Below are 15048 nucleotides of genomic sequence, written 5' to 3' on the forward strand. Positions count from 1 at the left end.
GGAACCAGCATGCGCGCCGCCCTCTGGCTTTTGGCCCTGTTTGGCGTGGCCGTTGCCGTGGCCCTGTTTACGGGCAACAACCAGGCCGTGGTCACCATCTTCTGGCCGCCGCACCGTGTCGATATTTCCTTCAACCTGATGGTGATGCTGCTGGCAGCGCTTTTCCTGGTGTTGTACCTGGCCTTGCGCGCGCTGTCGGCGGTGTTTTCGCTGCCGGCGGAAGCCAGGCGCTGGCGTGCCCAGCAAAAAGAGCGTGCCATGTACGGCGCTCTCATGGATTCTCTGGCGCATCTGCTGGCGGGGCGCTACATCCGTTCGACCAAGTCGGCACAAAATGCGCTTGCGCAGGCAAAGAGCCTGAACCTGCTGACCGACGAATCCGGCCATGTGACAGGCCACAGCACCAGCCGCGGCAGACAGTTGCGTTCGCTGGCCCATCTTCTGGTGGCCGAAGCCGCGCAGGCGCTCCAAAACAAGAGCTTGCGCGACCAGCACCTGCAATTGGCGTTGAAGAGCTCCCGTCATGCGCAGGAAGTGCGTGAGGGCGTGCAGTTCCGTGCGGCTCGCTGGGCGCTGGACGACCGTGACGCGGGTGCGGCACTGGATTGGCTGGGCCAGCTTCCGCAGGGGGCATCGCGCCGCACGCTGGCCCTGCGCATGAAGCTGCGCGCCTCGCGGCATGCGCGGCACACGGCGCAAGCGCTGGAAACCGCGCGCCTGCTGGCCAAGCACCGCGCTTTTTCGCAGGCGGCGGCGCAAAGCATTGTGCGCGGTCTGGCCCTGGAGCTGCTGAACGATGCGCACGACCCCGCGCAGCTGCAGCAGGCCTGGTTCTCGCTGGATGACACCGAACGCGCCATGCCCGAGCTGGTGGTGCATGCGGCGTCGCGCCTGATGGCGCTGCACGGTGACCCGGAACTGGCCCGCAGCTGGCTCCTGCAGGTCTGGGACCGCATGATGCAGCCGCGCTCGGAGATCGGCGACAACCTGCGCATCAAGCTGATCGGTGTCCTCGAAGGCGGCCTGGATTCGCTGGACGCAGCCTGGCTGGCCCGCATTGAAAACGCACAACTCAGCCGTCCGCGCGATGCCAACCTGCAATACCTGGCGGGCATGGCTTGCCTGAGCCGCCAGCTCTGGGGCAAGTCCCGCCAGTTGCTGACGCAGGCGGCGCCGGCGCTTCAGGATGTAACGCTTCACCGCAATGCCTGGCGCGCCCTGGCGCTGCTGGCTGAGCAGCGTGAGGACGAGGCGGGCGCTGCGCAAGCCTACAAGCGCGCCGCGCAGATATAGACAGGCTCTGAGCGCGCGCCTCGCTCCTGGCAGGCATGCCGCCCGCCGTGGCAGGTTTAGGGCTTGACCACCTGGGCCGCTTTGGCCCGCTGCACATAACCCTGGTAAGCCGGCAAAGCGATGGCGGCGATGATGCCGATGACCATGATGATGGGAAACATCAGGGCGCCGATTTTGACCAGCGTGGTGTTGGGAGGCGGAGGGGCGCCAAAGCGGTTGCTGCCCTGGGTTCCCGAATTGAAAATCCAGACCAATCCCACCAGGGGGATGAAGGCCAGGATCGCCGTCCAGCCGCTCCATCCCATGTCGTGGCTGCGCTGGATAGTCAGCAGGATGAGAAAAAGAAAATAGGGAATCATGACCACGAAACCAACGATGCCCGCTGCGGCGCCGRCGCCGGCAGCGCCTGCCAGCATGCTGAGTCCGAAGACGCCCACCAGCAAAAGCAGGTAGCCCACAAAGGTGCGGGCCAGGTACCGCATGCGTCCGACGCGACCCCTGGCAGAGAACCACTTGACGGGTTGTGTATCTCCCTCACGGTCATAGACATCAGCGACTGCCGCGCGCGGTGCGGCATAAGGATTCATGGCTTCAGACATTTCTCTTTCCCTCCTGTTGTTGAAAAACGAAGAATAACCGCTGCCGGGCTGAATGCAATGCCCGCTTACAGCAGGCCGGCGCGTTTGACCGCGTGGTAGCGGTTCACCAGCGAGACGGCCAGTTGCGTCGGCTCCACATCCATCGACAGCGGGTCATTGCCGACCACCCGCGCAAAGGCATCGCGCCGCGACTGCCCGAACAGGTGGGCCGCCGCGACATCCACGGCATCCGCCGGGCTGGACAGCACCTGGCCGGCGATGCGGCCAAGCACCCGCTCGCGCAGGCTCGCCACCAGGACGAGGTGCTTGCGGCGTAACAGTTTGAGCGCGGGACGCAGCTCAGCCGAATCCTCGTCGCGGAAGTTGGTTAGCACTATCACCAGTGCACGGCGACGCTGTACACGCAGCAGTTCCTGCGCCGCCATGAGATAGTCCGAATGCATGGCGCCGGGCTGGATGTCGTGCAGGCGATTCATGAGGGCATTCAGTGTGGCGGCGCCTTTGCGGGGCGCAAAGTCACGACGATGCCCAGGTAAACCGCCGAAAGTCATTGCGCCGACCTCGTCGCCTTCTTTCAGTGCGACATAGCTCAGCAGCATCAGCGCGTTGAGGGCCTCGTCGAAATGGCTGCTGCCGCGCAGTTCTTGCTCCGGGCTGCTTTCATCAGCGCGCATGCGGCGGCCGCAGTCGAGCAGGAAAAACACACACTGGTCGCGGTCGTCCTGGAATTCACGCACGATGGGCCGCTGGTGGCGCAGTGTGGCCTTCCAGTCGATGTGCCGCAGGGAGTCCCCGGTTTTGTAATCAGCAAGCTGGCGGAAATCAGTGCCCAGCCCGCGCTGGACATAGGTCTTAATGCCGATCTGGGCGAGCCGCCGGTCACCGGAAAGCCACGCATAGCGGGCCAGTGCGGCAAAGTTGGGATAAACGCGCAGCTTCCCGGGCTGGCCCAGCGCCTGCTGCACCTCGAAACAGCCGCCGCGAGTGTGCCAGCGCAGCTGGGTCGTGCCGAAAAGGGCGACGCCACGCTCTCTCGCGGTCACCGTGTATCGCAACTCGGCGCGCGAAGCCGGTGGCACGGTGACGGCCTGTGGCAGGCCTTCAAAGGTAAACCGCGGATCGACCTCATCGAACACCGTCACTGCCCAGGCCAGGGGACCGTCATTGACCAGCGCCAGTGTCAGCACCGTTGGCACGCCCAGTGAAAAAGCGCCGGGCAGCGTGCGCTCAATGCGCAGCGGCGCGGTCCTCCACAGGCGCAGGCTGCGCCAGAGATCAAAAATGGCGCCTGCCAGCGCCGCCAGCAAGACGGCGCCGGCCAGTATCGCGACCCGGTCAACCGGCAAACCCCCGAGCAAGGCCAGCGCGGCGGCCGCCGTGATGCAAGCCAGCACCCTGACAGTCGTTTTTGCGGGGATCACCAACCGGCGCATGAGTTGCGGCCTAGAGACGGGGGGCCTGGACGCTGCCCAAGGCACTGCGCAGCAAGTCGTCAACACCGAGGCCTTCCAGCTGCGCATCGGGCGAAATCATCACCCGGTGGCGCAAGGCCGGCAGGGCCTGCCGTGCCACATCGTCGGGTGTGATGAAGTCCCGTCCGTGCATGAGCGCGCCGGCCCGCGCAGCCCGCACCAGGGCCATGGTGCCGCGCGGCCCTGCCCCCGACGAAAGTCCTGGCCAGTCGCGCGTGGCGCGGGCGATGCGGACCGCATAGTCAATGACCTGTTCGTGCGCCTGCACCAGGCTGGCCAGCCGCTGCAGTTCAAGCACCTGCGCGTCGTCCAGGCACGGCCTGACCGCATCAAGCGGCAACTGGTTGCCGGCACGCTGGCCGGTGGTCAGCTGCACGATCGCCTTTTCTTCAGCATGGCTGGGGAAGTCGATGTTGATCTTGAGCAGGAACCGGTCCAGTTGCGCCTCCGGCAGAGGGTAGGTGCCCTCGGTATCGATCGGGTTTTGTGTCGCCATCACCATGAAGGGACGGGGCAGCGGCATGGCCTTTCCTTCGAGCGTGACCTGGTATTCCTGCATCACTTCAAGCAAGGCACTCTGGGTTTTGGCTGGTGCGCGGTTGATTTCATCCGCCAGCAGCAGGTGCGTGAAGACCGGCCCCTGGTGTACCCGCAGCGTGCCGATGCCGGCTTCGCTCCGGGTCGATGGGTCCAGCACGGAATGACCCGTGATGTCCGAGGGCATCAGGTCGGGCGTGAATTGCACGCGGGCGTAGCGCAGGCTCATGGCTTGCGCCAGTGCGCGCGCCAGCAATGTCTTGCCCAGTCCCGGTACACCCTCAATCAGGACGTGGCCGGATGCGACCAGCGCCACCAGGGTCTGGTCGACGGCTTCCGACTGGCCGACAACGGCTTTGCCGACCTCCTGGCGCAGGGTTTGCAGCGACTCGGCTGCGCGGCTCAGTTCTTCGTTGGGAATGAATGACATGGTGTTTCTCGGTTCAGGATGAAGGAGGAGATGAAGCGGCAGAGGAGGCGCTGGGTGAGGCACCGGGTGAAACGGGAGACGTGAAAGCTGTTGGCGGCCGCGTGTCGGGCCCTGTGGCGTCGAGGCGCCGGCGGGCGGTTTCGATCAATTCCAGGTCGGCGGCCAGCACGCCGGGGTTGCGCGACCTGACTGCCTGGGCGCGTTCCAGCAACAGGGCGTCCAGGCCGGTGGCGCGTGCGATCTCGACTGTGCGTTGCTTCGGATCAAGCTGTGAAAACCGGCGCAATTGCCGGGTGGCCGATTCGTGCAGCGCGCGAAGCTGCGCTGTATGCAAGGCCTTCGGCCCGTGCATATGCAGAAAACGCGCCGTACCGCGCACTTGCTCGGCCATCGAGCGCCGGTGAGCGCTTGCGGACGCCGCCAACGGCCCGAAGCGCACGCTGGCGCGCCACAGGGCCAGCGCCAGTGCCAGCAAGCCGAGCAACAGGGCGGCCCAGGCCTGGTGCCACAGCCAGGGCATGAAGGGCTCCCGGGCCTCTTCGGCGACAAACCAGAATTCAGTGCCGGCGCGCGCCTGCAATGCCGCGGCCGCCAGCTGCGCATTGTCGGCGCGCAGCAGGTTGCTATTGTCCAGCAGGTTCCATCCACCGAGCACGGTGACCGTGCCCTGGCCGACCTGCACGCGCACGGCCTCGGTGCCGGCCGTGCCGCGCAGGGACCACAGCGGTGCGGCCAGCCGATTCACCGGCAGGTACTGGGGGCTGAAATATGCGCCGCAGGCGCGATAGACACGGCTGTCGCTGTAGCTCGCGATGACCTCGGCGGGCTCTTCCAGCGCGCGGCAGTCCATGTCCTTGACGGGTTTGGCCAATGGGCGCGGCGGCACCGTGGGCGGCTCCCACTTCAAGGGGCTTTGCTCCGTGACGGGTAGCCAGTCCTTTAGCGATTTATGGCCGGCCAGGAAGCCCGGGATGACCAGATGCCCACCCTGTGCCACCCAGGCACGCAGGCGCTGCGCGCGTTCAGGGAACAGGTCCCAGTTGCGTGACACAAGCACCAGCCGGGCATGCGGCGGCGGCATGGCATCCAGGCTTTTGTGCCGCACGACCCGCGCACCCAGGGCGACCAGCAGTTTTTCGGTGGCGTAAAGCGGGTTGGTGAGGGCCTCACCCTTGGCTGGTGTGGGGGTGTCGACGTCCACCCATTCAGTGGCCGACATCAGCCAGGCGCTGCCCGCCAGCAACAGCACGCCGAGCAGGATGAGGATCAGTCGGTCCCTCATGCGATGGCTTTCGCCGGGGCGGTGGGTGCGCCCAGCCGCGCGTCAAATTCGGCGCACAGCGCCAGCACGCCGGCCGTGGGCGGCAGGCGTCCGCCATAGGCCGCCAGCTGCCAGGCGGTCACCAGTCGCGCGAAAAACTCCAGCGACATGGGCGCCAGCCGGCCCTCGCTGAGAGCCACGCATTCGCCTTCGGTGCTGGCGTTGCGGATGGGCACCGCATGCAGGTGGACCAGGCGGGAAAGCGCGCCGCGGTAGAGCAGCGACAGCGCAGGCCGCCGCTGGCCGCGCTGCCAGAGCGAGGCGACTTCGGCGCCCACGTCGTCGGGGAGGCTTTCAGGCCGTATGTCCAGGCTGCCGATATGGCTGGGCAGGGGCGCCATCCGGTGCCGGCCGCCGTCGGCCCGCACCTTCACCCAGCGCCGTATGCCGACCACCAGCCAGGCCAGGGCCAGCGCGCCCAGCGCCCACACCAGCAGGCGCGCGCCCTCGGACACCTTGGCCACCAAATCCTTGAGCCAGTTGAGGCTGTCGCGATCCTTCTTTTTGTCTTCCGGCTTTTTGTCCTGGCTCTTGAAGCGCAGGGATTTTTCGCTCTTGCTGCCGGGCAAGTTGGGATCGGCACGAACCCGGTCGGCGGCCGATTGCACCTGCTGGCGCGAGGGCGGCTCGGCTGGCGCCGCAGCCGGGTTGGCCCACGATGGCATACCCGCCATCACGGCGCAGGCCGCGGCCCATCGCCATGAAAAGCGCCTTGCGGCGTGGCGAGAAGCCATCATTGCCGGCCTTTCGCCGCTGCGGGGCTGAAGGTGCGGCGAAATTCCTGCTCGATGTCCCAGGCCTCGAGCTCGACGCGCCGGTTCAGGTACATCGCAAATCCGGCGGCCACAAAAAAGGGCTCGATCAAACCGACGACGAAAGCGTACACCGCGGCAAAAAGCAGGCTTTGCGCCGAAGCCTCCGAGTCGAGCAGCCAACGCCAGACGTCTCCGAAGCTTCCCTCAGGAGCGAACCACAGCAGCGCCGACAGGATCGCGAGTTCGAGCGCGATCTCGACATTGGCAAAAATCATCTGCATGCCGGCGCCCGCACCACGGCGCCCGCGCAGCAATTGGTCGCGCCGCTTGCGCCTGGCGCCGCCGCGTTGGCCTTCGAGCTGATCGACGGCCTGCGTGAACGAACGCCAGGGAGACAGGCGCCGCCATAGCAGTGTCCGGAGCAACTGGCCGCCCCAGACCATCCCACGGTGCTGCCAGAGGTCGTTCCACCGGGTGGGCTGGCCGAACACCGCGCGTGACAGGATGAACAACAAGGTACGGTCAAACCAGGGCTTGAGGCAGAAAATCAACAGCCCGGGGAGCCAGCCGGCAAACTCCGCCGTGCACAGCACCAGTACGATGACGACCACATACATGGGCAGGAAAGTGCGCCAGATGGAATCGGCATGGCGGCGCACCAGTGCGACACCCAGGTCCGCGGCTTCGGCCATGGGCCGTGGCCGCAGTGCGACGGCGAGTGCATCAACCTGCATGGTGTTTTCCGGGGTCCGCGGGGACGGCGCGCGGCCTTCCCTGCCACCCGAGGTAAGCCAGCACCAGTGCCCAGCAGGCTGCGCCCGCACCATATTTCACAGCGGGCGTGACCCATCGCGCCGAAGACCAGAAAGCCTCGACGGCGGCAGCGATCAGCAGAAGGCCGATGACGCCGTAAATCACCACGATGGCATGGCGGGCCGCCAGCCGGAGCGCCTCTAGCCGGGTATGCCGGCCCGGCGCGATCAGTGCATAGCCCAGCCTGAGTCCCGCGGCGCCCGCCAGCACGATGGCGGTCAGTTCAAAGGCGCCGTGGGTGATGACGAAGGAGCAGAAGTTCTGCCCGTGGCCGGCGGCAATCAGGTAGCCGCCGACGGCGCCTATCTGCACCCCATTGAACAGCAGCACGCCGGCGCTGCCGACCCCGCCGAAGATGCCGGCCGCGAAGCAGCGAAAGCCGATGCCGATGTTGTGCATGACGTAATAGCCGAACATCTGCCAGTCACCACCGGCGTCGCGGTTGCGCCCGAAGGACCTTGCGCTGTCGCCGTACATGCCGTCGAACTGCTGCACTTGCGTCGCGTCCATCAAGTGCAGGATGAAACCGGGGTCGCGGTAAGTCGCCAGGCCGGCAGCCAGCAGCGGCAGCACGAACAGCAGGAACGCCACCAGCAGGTAGGCCCGGTGCGCGCGTACGGCTTGCGGGAAGTCAACCAGCGCCAGCCGTCCAAGGCGCGCCAGGCCGTAGTCGTGCTGCCGGTAGATCAGCCGATGCGCGCCTTGCGTCAACGTTTCGAGCCTTTGCGTCAGATGAACGGGATAGGCGCGAGCCTGCGCCAGCGCCAGGTGCTCGCAAACACGGCGGTAGAGGGTGGCCAGCCGCGCACCGTCGAACTTGCGCTGGGTTTCGGCGATACCTATCACCGTCTCGAGTTCGGTCCAGAGGGGCGCATACAGGGCTTCAAATTGCAGAGGCGTCATCGGCGCGCGTCTCCTTCACGCCGGCCCATCAGCCATTGCGCCAGCCCGAGCAGGCGTTGTGTGGCGCTGCTACCCGGCACACCCGTGCCAAGCACGGGCTCTGCCAGCGCTGCGAGTTCGCCGAAACGTTCAGGGGTTAATCGCGTTGCACGGCCGGCCCAGGAGAGCACCGAGGCCTGTTCGGTGGCGGATAGGGGCCGTGCGGGGGCCAGCGGATCAGCCAAGGGAACATCGCCATGAAGCTTGACGGATTCGCTAAACACCACAAGGGTGCCGGCGGCCAGATCACCCAGCCGTTTGCTGTCGCTGCGCCAGAGGACGCAGAGCAGTCCGGCACCAAACAGCGCCGGCATGAAGTCGGCGGCTCGCAGGAGGTTGCGGGTCAGCGAGGCGGCAGGCGTTACCGGCAGGCCGGAATCCATCACCACACGCAGGCCCATCGCGCGCTTGCCAGGAGTGGCCGCGGCGCGGGTCAACTCGAACACCACGGGATAAAACCACTCGAGGCCGAAGTAGGTCACCAGCAGGATTGCCGCGCCCGCCTTGCCCATTACTCCGACCACTACGGCCACAGCGATAAACAGGCATGACCGTATGGCCAGGTCGATCAGGTAGGCTTGCCCGCGTGCCACGATGCCGGCGGGCCGTAAGGACAATGTGATGCCCTCCGGTGTTTCGGCCGTGTACAGCGTATCGAGGCGCGCGGTTGTCACAGGGCTGGGCTGCCTGTCAGATCTTGAAGACCACGGTGTCCGCAATCTCGTCATGCAGGCAGCGACGGGATTTCCGGAAAATCATCAGGCAGTCCAGCAGGGAATAGACCCACAGGACGACCATCATGATGCTGGCCGCGAACCCCGCGCCATATCGGAGGGCCAGGCGCTTGACGGAAACGGACTCCCCCGAAGGTCGGGCAATCCGTATCTTGAGCAAGACCTTGCCAATCGTCTGGCCCCGTGTCGCGAGCAGGTAGCCGTTGAGCACAAGAAAAATCAGGGCGCCGACACCCATGCTCACCAGATCGACGGACCACATGTCGCGTCCTTCCGTGTTCCAGGGATTGAAGGGCGTCAGTACCGACACCAGCCAAAGGAAGAGGGACTGAAAAACAGCGTCGAGCATCACGGCGCAAAATCGCCGCATGCGACTGGCCAGCTCAGGCCCGTCTGACGCCGCGACCACGTCGTCTACGCTGGCCTGCGGCGGCGCGTAGCGCGCATCGTGCTGCGGATTGTCCATCGTCCTCTCCCCATGCCTATTTTGTTGGGTTGATTCTAGGGCCTCTTAACGACATTGCTGCAAGATAGGAAGGACGTAAAAAAGGCCCGCATTTGCGGGCCTTTTGGTGAGGTGCCGCTTATGCGGCAGAGGTCGGCGCGTTTACTGGCCGGCCGATTGCTCGAAAGGCAGCTTCACAGCGCCGAGATCGCGCTTGGTCTCGACCAGCACCAGCGGGCCTTCGTCGGCGACCACCAGCGGTGGGCGCTCACGCGGTACGTGGACCGGCTTGGCTTCGGCGGCGATGGCGGCTTTGGCTTCGGCGATCTTGGCGGCATCTGAGTTGACCCACTGCAAGCCTGAGGACTGGGCGACCTGAACCAGGTCCTGCAGGGGCAAGTCGTAAGACTGAACCTTGGGCAGGCTGGCGGCAACCGGCGCAGCGGCTGGCGCCGGTGCGGGGGCAGGAGCTGCTACGGGTGCGGCAACGGCTACCGGGGCCACGTAAGCTGGAGCCGGTACAGCAGCCGGAGCGGCGGCAGCTACCGGCGCTACAAATTCAGGAGCTGCTTGCGCACGCTGCTCTTGGGTTTGTGGCTGATTTGGCTCTAAAGATTCGCCTTGACCGCTTGCCTGTCCGGCGTCTGCGGGTTGCTCGCTGCGTTCACCGTTTTCGCCGCGTTCGCGGCGGTCACGGCCATAGCGGTCGCGGCTACGGCGTTCGCGTGGCTGGCGTTGCTCTTCGCCCTGGCCGTTTTGTGCAGGAGCGATCACATTGCCGGCATCGTCCAGTACGGGGGCTGCCGCTGCGGCTTCAGGGTTGAAGCCGGCGCTGCCTTCAGCGGCAGCATTCTGGCCTTCGGCGCCTTCAGGGCGGTCTGTGCGGCGGTCGTTGCGACGGCCGTTGCGGTCGCCGCGGTCACGGCGGCCTTCACCACGCTCTCCACGCGGCTCACGGTTGCCTTGTGGGCGTTCGCCGTCTTGCGGTGCGCGTTCCTGGCGCGGCTCGCCGGCTTCACCGCCCATGGCTGCTGCCATGGCGGCCTGGTTGGCCAGTGCGAGGTCCTGCTCGACGGAGTCGCGCTGAATGCGCTCACCACCGCGCTCGCCACGTTCACCGCGCTCGCGGCGGCCGCGGCCTTCGCGGCCGGGGTTTTCGCTGCGGGGCTGGTCGCCGGCATTTTCAGGACGGCTTTCGCCGCGGGCTTCACCGGCTGGGCGTTCCTGGCGGCCGGCTTCGTTGCGGCCTTCCGGGTTGCGTTCGCGGCGCTCGCCGCCACGGCCTTCATTGCGGCCTTCGCCGCGGCCCTGGCCCTCTGGGCGTGGTTCGCGTCCTTCGCGGTTTTCGCCTCGGCCTTCACCGCCGCGTCCTTCGCTGCGGCCGCGGCCACCGCGGCGGCCGTCGCGGCCTCCGCGTTCGCCGCCACGGTCCGAACGCTCACCGCGTCCATCACCACGGCCATCGCGGCCTTCACGCCGGCCTTCGCCGCGCTCGTCTTTTTTCACTTCTTTGGCGGCAGGTGCCGGAGCTGGTGTTTCCGCGCCGCCGAACAGGCTCTTGATCCAGCCGAAGAAACCTTTTTCTGCAGGCGCAGCTGCAGCCGGGGCAGGGCGGCGCGACTGGGGCTTGGGAGCCGCTTGCGGTGCCACTTCCGGCTTGGGCGGGGCCACAGGCGCGGGTGCATCGGGCAGTACGCCCTTGATGATGGGCTCCTGCTTGTTGTGCTTTTCCTGGCTGCGGCGCGTGACGGTGGTCGGATCCTCGATTTCGTCGGCCATCTTGTAGCTGGCGGCGATGTTGTCCAGGCGCGGGTCGTCGTGTTTCAGGCGTTCCAGGCGGTAGTTGGGGGTTTCCAGCGTCTTGTTGGGCACCAGCAGTACGTTGATGCGCTGCTTGACTTCGATCTTGGCGATCTCGGAGCGCTTTTCATTCAGCAGGAAAGACGCCACGTCAACCGGGACCTGGCACAACACCGAGGCCGTGCTGTCCTTGAGGGACTCTTCCTGGATGATGCGCAGGATCTGCAGCGCCGAGCTTTCGGTGTCGCGGATATGGCCGGAGCCGCCGCAACGCGGGCAGGGGATGGATGCGCCTTCCGACAGGGCGGGGCGCAGGCGCTGGCGGCTCATTTCCATGAGGCCGAATTTGCTGATGGTGCCGAACTGCACGCGGGCGCGGTCTTGCCGCAGCGCGTCGCGCAGGCGGTTTTCCACGTCGCGGCGGTTGCGCGACTCTTCCATGTCGATAAAGTCGATGACGATCAGGCCGCCCAGATCGCGCAAACGCATCTGGCGCGCCACTTCGTCGGCGGCTTCGAGGTTGGTGCGGGTGGCGGTTTCTTCGATGTCGCCGCCCTTGATGGCGCGAGCGGAGTTGACGTCGACCGACACCAGAGCTTCGGTGTGGTCAATGACGATGGCGCCGCCTGAGGGCAACTGCACGGTACGGGCATAAGCCGACTCGATCTGGTGCTCGATCTGGAAGCGGCTGAACAGCGGCGCGTCGTCGCGGTAGCGCTTGACGCGATGCTCGTGCTCGGGCATCACGTGGGCCATGAACTGGCGGGCCTGTTCATAGACGTCGTCGGTGTCAAAGAGGATGTCGCCGATGTCGCTGTTGAAGTAGTCGCGGATGGCGCGGATCACGAGGCTGGATTCCTGGTAAATCAGGTAGGCGCCTTTGCCGCCCTTGCCAGCGCCGTCAATGGCGGTCCAGAGCTTGAGCAGGTAGTTCAAGTCCCACTGGAGCTCTGGCGCGCTGCGGCCGATACCGGCGGTGCGCGCAATGATGGACATCCCGTTGGGATATTCCAGCTGGTCCATATTCTCCTTGAGCTCGGCCCGGTCTTCGCCTTCGATACGGCGGCTTACGCCACCGCCGCGAGGATTGTTCGGCATCAGGACCACATAGCGGCCTGCCAGGGAGACGAAGGTGGTGAGGGCTGCGCCCTTGTTGCCGCGCTCTTCTTTTTCGACCTGGACCAGCAGTTCCTGGCCTTCACGGATCACATCGTTGATGCGCGCCTGGTTGACGGGCACGCCCTGGGCAAAGTATTGCTTGGAGATTTCCTTGAACGGCAGGAAGCCGTGGCGGTCTTCGCCGTAGTCGACGAAGCAGGCTTCCAGCGAGGGCTCGACGCGGGTGACGACGGCCTTGTAGATGTTGCCCTTGCGCTGTTCGCGCCCTTCAATTTCAATTTCGTAGTCGAGGAGTTTTTGTCCATCGACGATCGCCAGACGGCGTTCTTCAGCCTGTGTGGCGTTTACCAGCATCCGTTTCATGGGTAGCCTTCCTTATCGTTCTTCGTTTTGATGTCATGTCTTGAACATCAATCACATGCCCAAAATGGGCCAACGACGCCGGAGGGACGCAGTGCGAACTGGAGGAATTGCCGGAGAGCTTTTGACAGCGCGCGGCCGACCGAAGTGAATCGGTCAGCGACGTGGTCTGGGCGTAGGCGCGTGGATGGAGCGAGCAGGGGTCAAACGGGTGGGTGCTACAAAAAAAGTAGCTGCTTGCGCCCACTGTACAAGGGCTGGCGGCTGATTTATGCCAAAAGCAGGGCCCACGAATGTCGTGAGGCGCCGCAGGCACATATAAATCAGACTGACCAGTGTTGTCATCAGAGGGCTACCCGTTAAAGGACTTGATCTCGACTGGATCCGCATGCAGCCTGTTGTTCATGACTTGGGCTGCACACATGGTATTCCGTAGTGTTGTTCGCAAAACGTCGACTCTTCTACCGTGCAAAGACGCTCGCCGCGAGGTGCCTGGCACTCGTCGCTTGCGGGCAATTGCCGGCGTGGGCATCGACCTTCCAGCAAGGCTGCTTGTTTGCCTTTTCAGGGCCGGGGACTTGCGTGGACTAAACTCCAGACAAATCAACCACTTACAGCGCATCGCTAGTGAAACACATTATAGGGTCAGCAAAGGGCTTGGCAAGGAAACCCGGGAAAACACCGGTATGGCCGCCCGCAGCCGTGTCCGCGTCCACCCCGGCACCATCCAATCCCCAGGCGGCGGCCCCGGCTGCGCCGCAGGCCACGCTGGTGACGGTAGATGAAGACTATGCGGGCCAGCGCCTCGACAATTTCCTGATCCGCCAACTCAAGGGCGTGCCCAAAACCCATGTCTACCGCATCATCCGAAGCGGTGAAGTGAGGGTTAACAAGGGCCGGGCGCAGGCCGATACGCGGGTGGAGACCGGCGACATCGTGCGCCTGCCGCCGGTTCGCACCTCTGAGCGGGCCGGGCAAAAGGCCGAGGCCATGGCCCAGGAAATCGCCCGCCACGGCGCGAGTTCGACCACGGGCGGCTATGCGCCGTCCCGCGAATTCCCGATTCTTTTTGAGGACGACTTTGTGCTGGCCATCGACAAACCGGCCGGTGTGGCGGTGCACGGTGGCAGCGGCGTGAGCTTCGGCGTGATCGAACAGCTGCGCATGGCCAGGCCCGAAGCCGACTTTCTGGAGCTGGTGCACCGGCTGGACCGCGAAACCAGCGGCATCTTGCTGATCGCCAAGCGGCGCATGGCGCTCAAGCTGCTGCAGGAGCAGTTCCGGGAGCGCGAAACCGACAAGGTCTATCTGGCCCTCGTCGGAGGCGACTGGCCGGCCAATCACCGCGTGATCGACAAAGCGTTGCACAAGTATTTGTTGCCCGATGGCGAGCGGCGTGTGAAAGTGGTGCCCAACGACCACCCCGATGGCATGCGTTCGGTGACGCTGGTCAAGGTCAAGTCGGCTTTTCCCGCCAGTCTGCTGGCGCCCGCAACGCCCTTTACCTTGCTCGAAGTCACGATCAAGACCGGCCGCACCCACCAGATCCGCGTGCACCTGTCCAATGAAGGTCATCCGATTGCCGGCGACGACAAGTATGGCGACTTTGAACTGAACCGGGCGCTGCAGAGGTCCGCCCCGGGCACGGTATCGCTCAAACGCATGTTTCTGCACGCCTGGAGCCTGAAATTTAACCACCCCAAACTGCGCAAGGTCGTGCACCTGCAGGCGCCTTTGCCGCCTGAACTGCAACAGTTTTTACCGGCGCAGGTTTCTACATGATTCGCGGGGGCCCTGAAGCGCTTGGCTCAAACAGCGCAGCCAAGCCGATACGGGGAAAGTTCAGCGGCCTGGCCGCAACAGTGCTGATGTTTGTTTTTGCCGGTCCTGCCCTGTACGGTGTGGCGTATTACCTGGTGGCAGGTGAGCTGGGGCGCGGCGAATTCCGGTGGAGCGAAGTGCCCTCGGTCATCTTTTGGCCGCTTTTGACGGAGTTCATGTTCTGGGTGTCGTGGGGGAGTGTTGAAACGATGCTTCTGGTTCCGCTCCCCACCCTTTTGGCGGCCGCGGTTTTTTGGCTGTTGAACGGGCGGGTGATTCCTTCCTTGAACGCCGTGTCTGCATTTCGTTTTGTTGTTTCCAGATCGGCAATCTGCCTGGTGGTTTGTGTGTGCGCTTTTGTGGCCCTGAATCCGGGGACAGTGACACAAGGATGGGATGCGCTGTATTTTTACAACCCCCACAACCGGCATCCGTTCGACGACTCAGGGTGGGGGTTTCTTGAAAACTATGGACCGCTGTTCCATTTGACGGTGCTCGGCCTGGCAAGCGTCTTGTTGGGCGCAATTCACGGGTTCTCGTCGTGGTGGCTCCGTAAAAACCGGAACAATTGACGCCTGCATTTCAACGTTTGTCCATGTGCGCGCAT

The 15048-nt window shown here is 64.9% G+C and carries 13 protein-coding genes; 3 read left to right on the plus strand and 10 right to left on the minus strand.

Annotation, left to right across the window (positions count from 1 at the left end; all coding sequences use genetic code 11):
- Window positions 1-9 precede the first annotated feature (9 nt).
- A complete protein-coding gene (locus AC1DY9_RS07855; RefSeq protein WP_457279409.1) occupies window positions 10-1293 on the plus strand; it encodes a heme biosynthesis HemY N-terminal domain-containing protein in 1284 nt (427 codons plus the stop codon).
- Between the two features lie 56 nt (window positions 1294-1349).
- Here the strand turns inward: AC1DY9_RS07855 and AC1DY9_RS07860 are convergent, their stop codons facing one another.
- The 10 genes from AC1DY9_RS07860 to AC1DY9_RS07905 all read right to left on the minus strand — a co-directional run bounded on the left by AC1DY9_RS07860 (window position 1350) and on the right by AC1DY9_RS07905 (window position 12623).
- Window positions 1350-1892, minus strand: a complete 543-nt coding sequence (locus tag AC1DY9_RS07860) for a DUF805 domain-containing protein (RefSeq protein WP_477666226.1) — start codon at window positions 1890-1892, stop codon at window positions 1350-1352.
- 65 nt (window positions 1893-1957) lie between these two features.
- On the minus strand, window positions 1958-3325 hold the full coding sequence (locus tag AC1DY9_RS07865) for a DUF58 domain-containing protein (protein ID WP_457306384.1): 1368 nt from the start codon (window positions 3323-3325) through the stop codon (window positions 1958-1960).
- 10 nt (window positions 3326-3335) lie between these two features.
- Entirely contained in the window at window positions 3336-4331 is a 996-nt protein-coding gene (locus AC1DY9_RS07870) for an AAA family ATPase (RefSeq protein WP_457279406.1), read from the minus strand.
- Between the two features lie 13 nt (window positions 4332-4344).
- Window positions 4345-5613, minus strand: a complete 1269-nt coding sequence (locus tag AC1DY9_RS07875) for a DUF4350 domain-containing protein (protein WP_477666227.1) — start codon at window positions 5611-5613, stop codon at window positions 4345-4347.
- Window positions 5610-6389 carry a DUF4129 domain-containing protein gene (locus tag AC1DY9_RS07880; protein WP_477666228.1) on the minus strand — a complete coding sequence of 260 codons (780 nt, stop codon included), beginning with the start codon at window positions 6387-6389 and terminating at the stop codon, window positions 5610-5612. Before AC1DY9_RS07880 ends, AC1DY9_RS07875 begins: the two co-directional genes overlap by 4 nt.
- Window positions 6386-7141 (minus strand): hypothetical protein, encoded by a 756-nt coding sequence (locus AC1DY9_RS07885; protein WP_477666229.1) that lies wholly within the window; start codon window positions 7139-7141, stop codon window positions 6386-6388. Before AC1DY9_RS07885 ends, AC1DY9_RS07880 begins: the two co-directional genes overlap by 4 nt.
- Window positions 7131-8123, minus strand: coding sequence for a stage II sporulation protein M (locus tag AC1DY9_RS07890; RefSeq protein WP_457279402.1), 993 nt, complete (start codon window positions 8121-8123; stop codon window positions 7131-7133). Before AC1DY9_RS07890 ends, AC1DY9_RS07885 begins: the two co-directional genes overlap by 11 nt.
- The gene (locus AC1DY9_RS07895; protein ID WP_477666230.1) at window positions 8120-8836 is read right to left on the minus strand and encodes an RDD family protein; all 717 of its coding nucleotides are present in this window, start codon (window positions 8834-8836) and stop codon (window positions 8120-8122) included. The genes AC1DY9_RS07890 and AC1DY9_RS07895 overlap by 4 nt, the downstream gene beginning before the upstream one ends.
- A gap of 16 nt (window positions 8837-8852) precedes the next feature.
- The gene (locus AC1DY9_RS07900) at window positions 8853-9362 is read right to left on the minus strand and encodes an RDD family protein (RefSeq protein WP_457279400.1); all 510 of its coding nucleotides are present in this window, start codon (window positions 9360-9362) and stop codon (window positions 8853-8855) included.
- Between the two features lie 141 nt (window positions 9363-9503).
- Entirely contained in the window at window positions 9504-12623 is a 3120-nt protein-coding gene (locus AC1DY9_RS07905) for an Rne/Rng family ribonuclease (RefSeq protein WP_477666231.1), read from the minus strand.
- A gap of 624 nt (window positions 12624-13247) precedes the next feature.
- On the opposite strand from AC1DY9_RS07905, the gene AC1DY9_RS07910 reads away from it, so the two are divergent.
- Window positions 13248-14402 (plus strand): RluA family pseudouridine synthase, encoded by a 1155-nt coding sequence (locus AC1DY9_RS07910; RefSeq protein ID WP_477666232.1) that lies wholly within the window; start codon window positions 13248-13250, stop codon window positions 14400-14402.
- Window positions 14399-15013, plus strand: a complete 615-nt coding sequence (locus AC1DY9_RS07915; protein ID WP_457279397.1) for a hypothetical protein — start codon at window positions 14399-14401, stop codon at window positions 15011-15013. The genes AC1DY9_RS07910 and AC1DY9_RS07915 overlap by 4 nt, the downstream gene beginning before the upstream one ends.
- The last annotated feature ends 35 nt before the right edge of the window (window positions 15014-15048 follow it).

The sequence above is a fragment of the Polaromonas sp. P1_F6 genome (assembly GCF_056405695.1).

What these genes read in the sequence shown, in the direction of transcription:
- AC1DY9_RS07855 (WP_457279409.1), top strand. Translation starts at nt 10, where the DNA reads ATGCGCGCCGCCCTCTGGCTTTTGGCCCTGTTTGGCGTGGCCGTTGCC.
- AC1DY9_RS07865 (WP_457306384.1), bottom strand. Translation starts at nt 3,325, where the DNA reads ATGCGCCGGTTGGTGATCCCCGCAAAAACGACTGTCAGGGTGCTGGCT.
- AC1DY9_RS07870 (WP_457279406.1), bottom strand. Translation starts at nt 4,331, where the DNA reads ATGTCATTCATTCCCAACGAAGAACTGAGCCGCGCAGCCGAGTCGCTG.
- AC1DY9_RS07875 (WP_477666227.1), bottom strand. Translation starts at nt 5,613, where the DNA reads ATGAGGGACCGACTGATCCTCATCCTGCTCGGCGTGCTGTTGCTGGCG.
- AC1DY9_RS07880 (WP_477666228.1), bottom strand. Translation starts at nt 6,389, where the DNA reads ATGATGGCTTCTCGCCACGCCGCAAGGCGCTTTTCATGGCGATGGGCC.
- AC1DY9_RS07885 (WP_477666229.1), bottom strand. Translation starts at nt 7,141, where the DNA reads ATGCAGGTTGATGCACTCGCCGTCGCACTGCGGCCACGGCCCATGGCC.
- AC1DY9_RS07890 (WP_457279402.1), bottom strand. Translation starts at nt 8,123, where the DNA reads ATGACGCCTCTGCAATTTGAAGCCCTGTATGCGCCCCTCTGGACCGAA.
- AC1DY9_RS07900 (WP_457279400.1), bottom strand. Translation starts at nt 9,362, where the DNA reads ATGGACAATCCGCAGCACGATGCGCGCTACGCGCCGCCGCAGGCCAGC.
- AC1DY9_RS07905 (WP_477666231.1), bottom strand. Translation starts at nt 12,623, where the DNA reads ATGAAACGGATGCTGGTAAACGCCACACAGGCTGAAGAACGCCGTCTG.
- AC1DY9_RS07915 (WP_457279397.1), top strand. Translation starts at nt 14,399, where the DNA reads ATGATTCGCGGGGGCCCTGAAGCGCTTGGCTCAAACAGCGCAGCCAAG.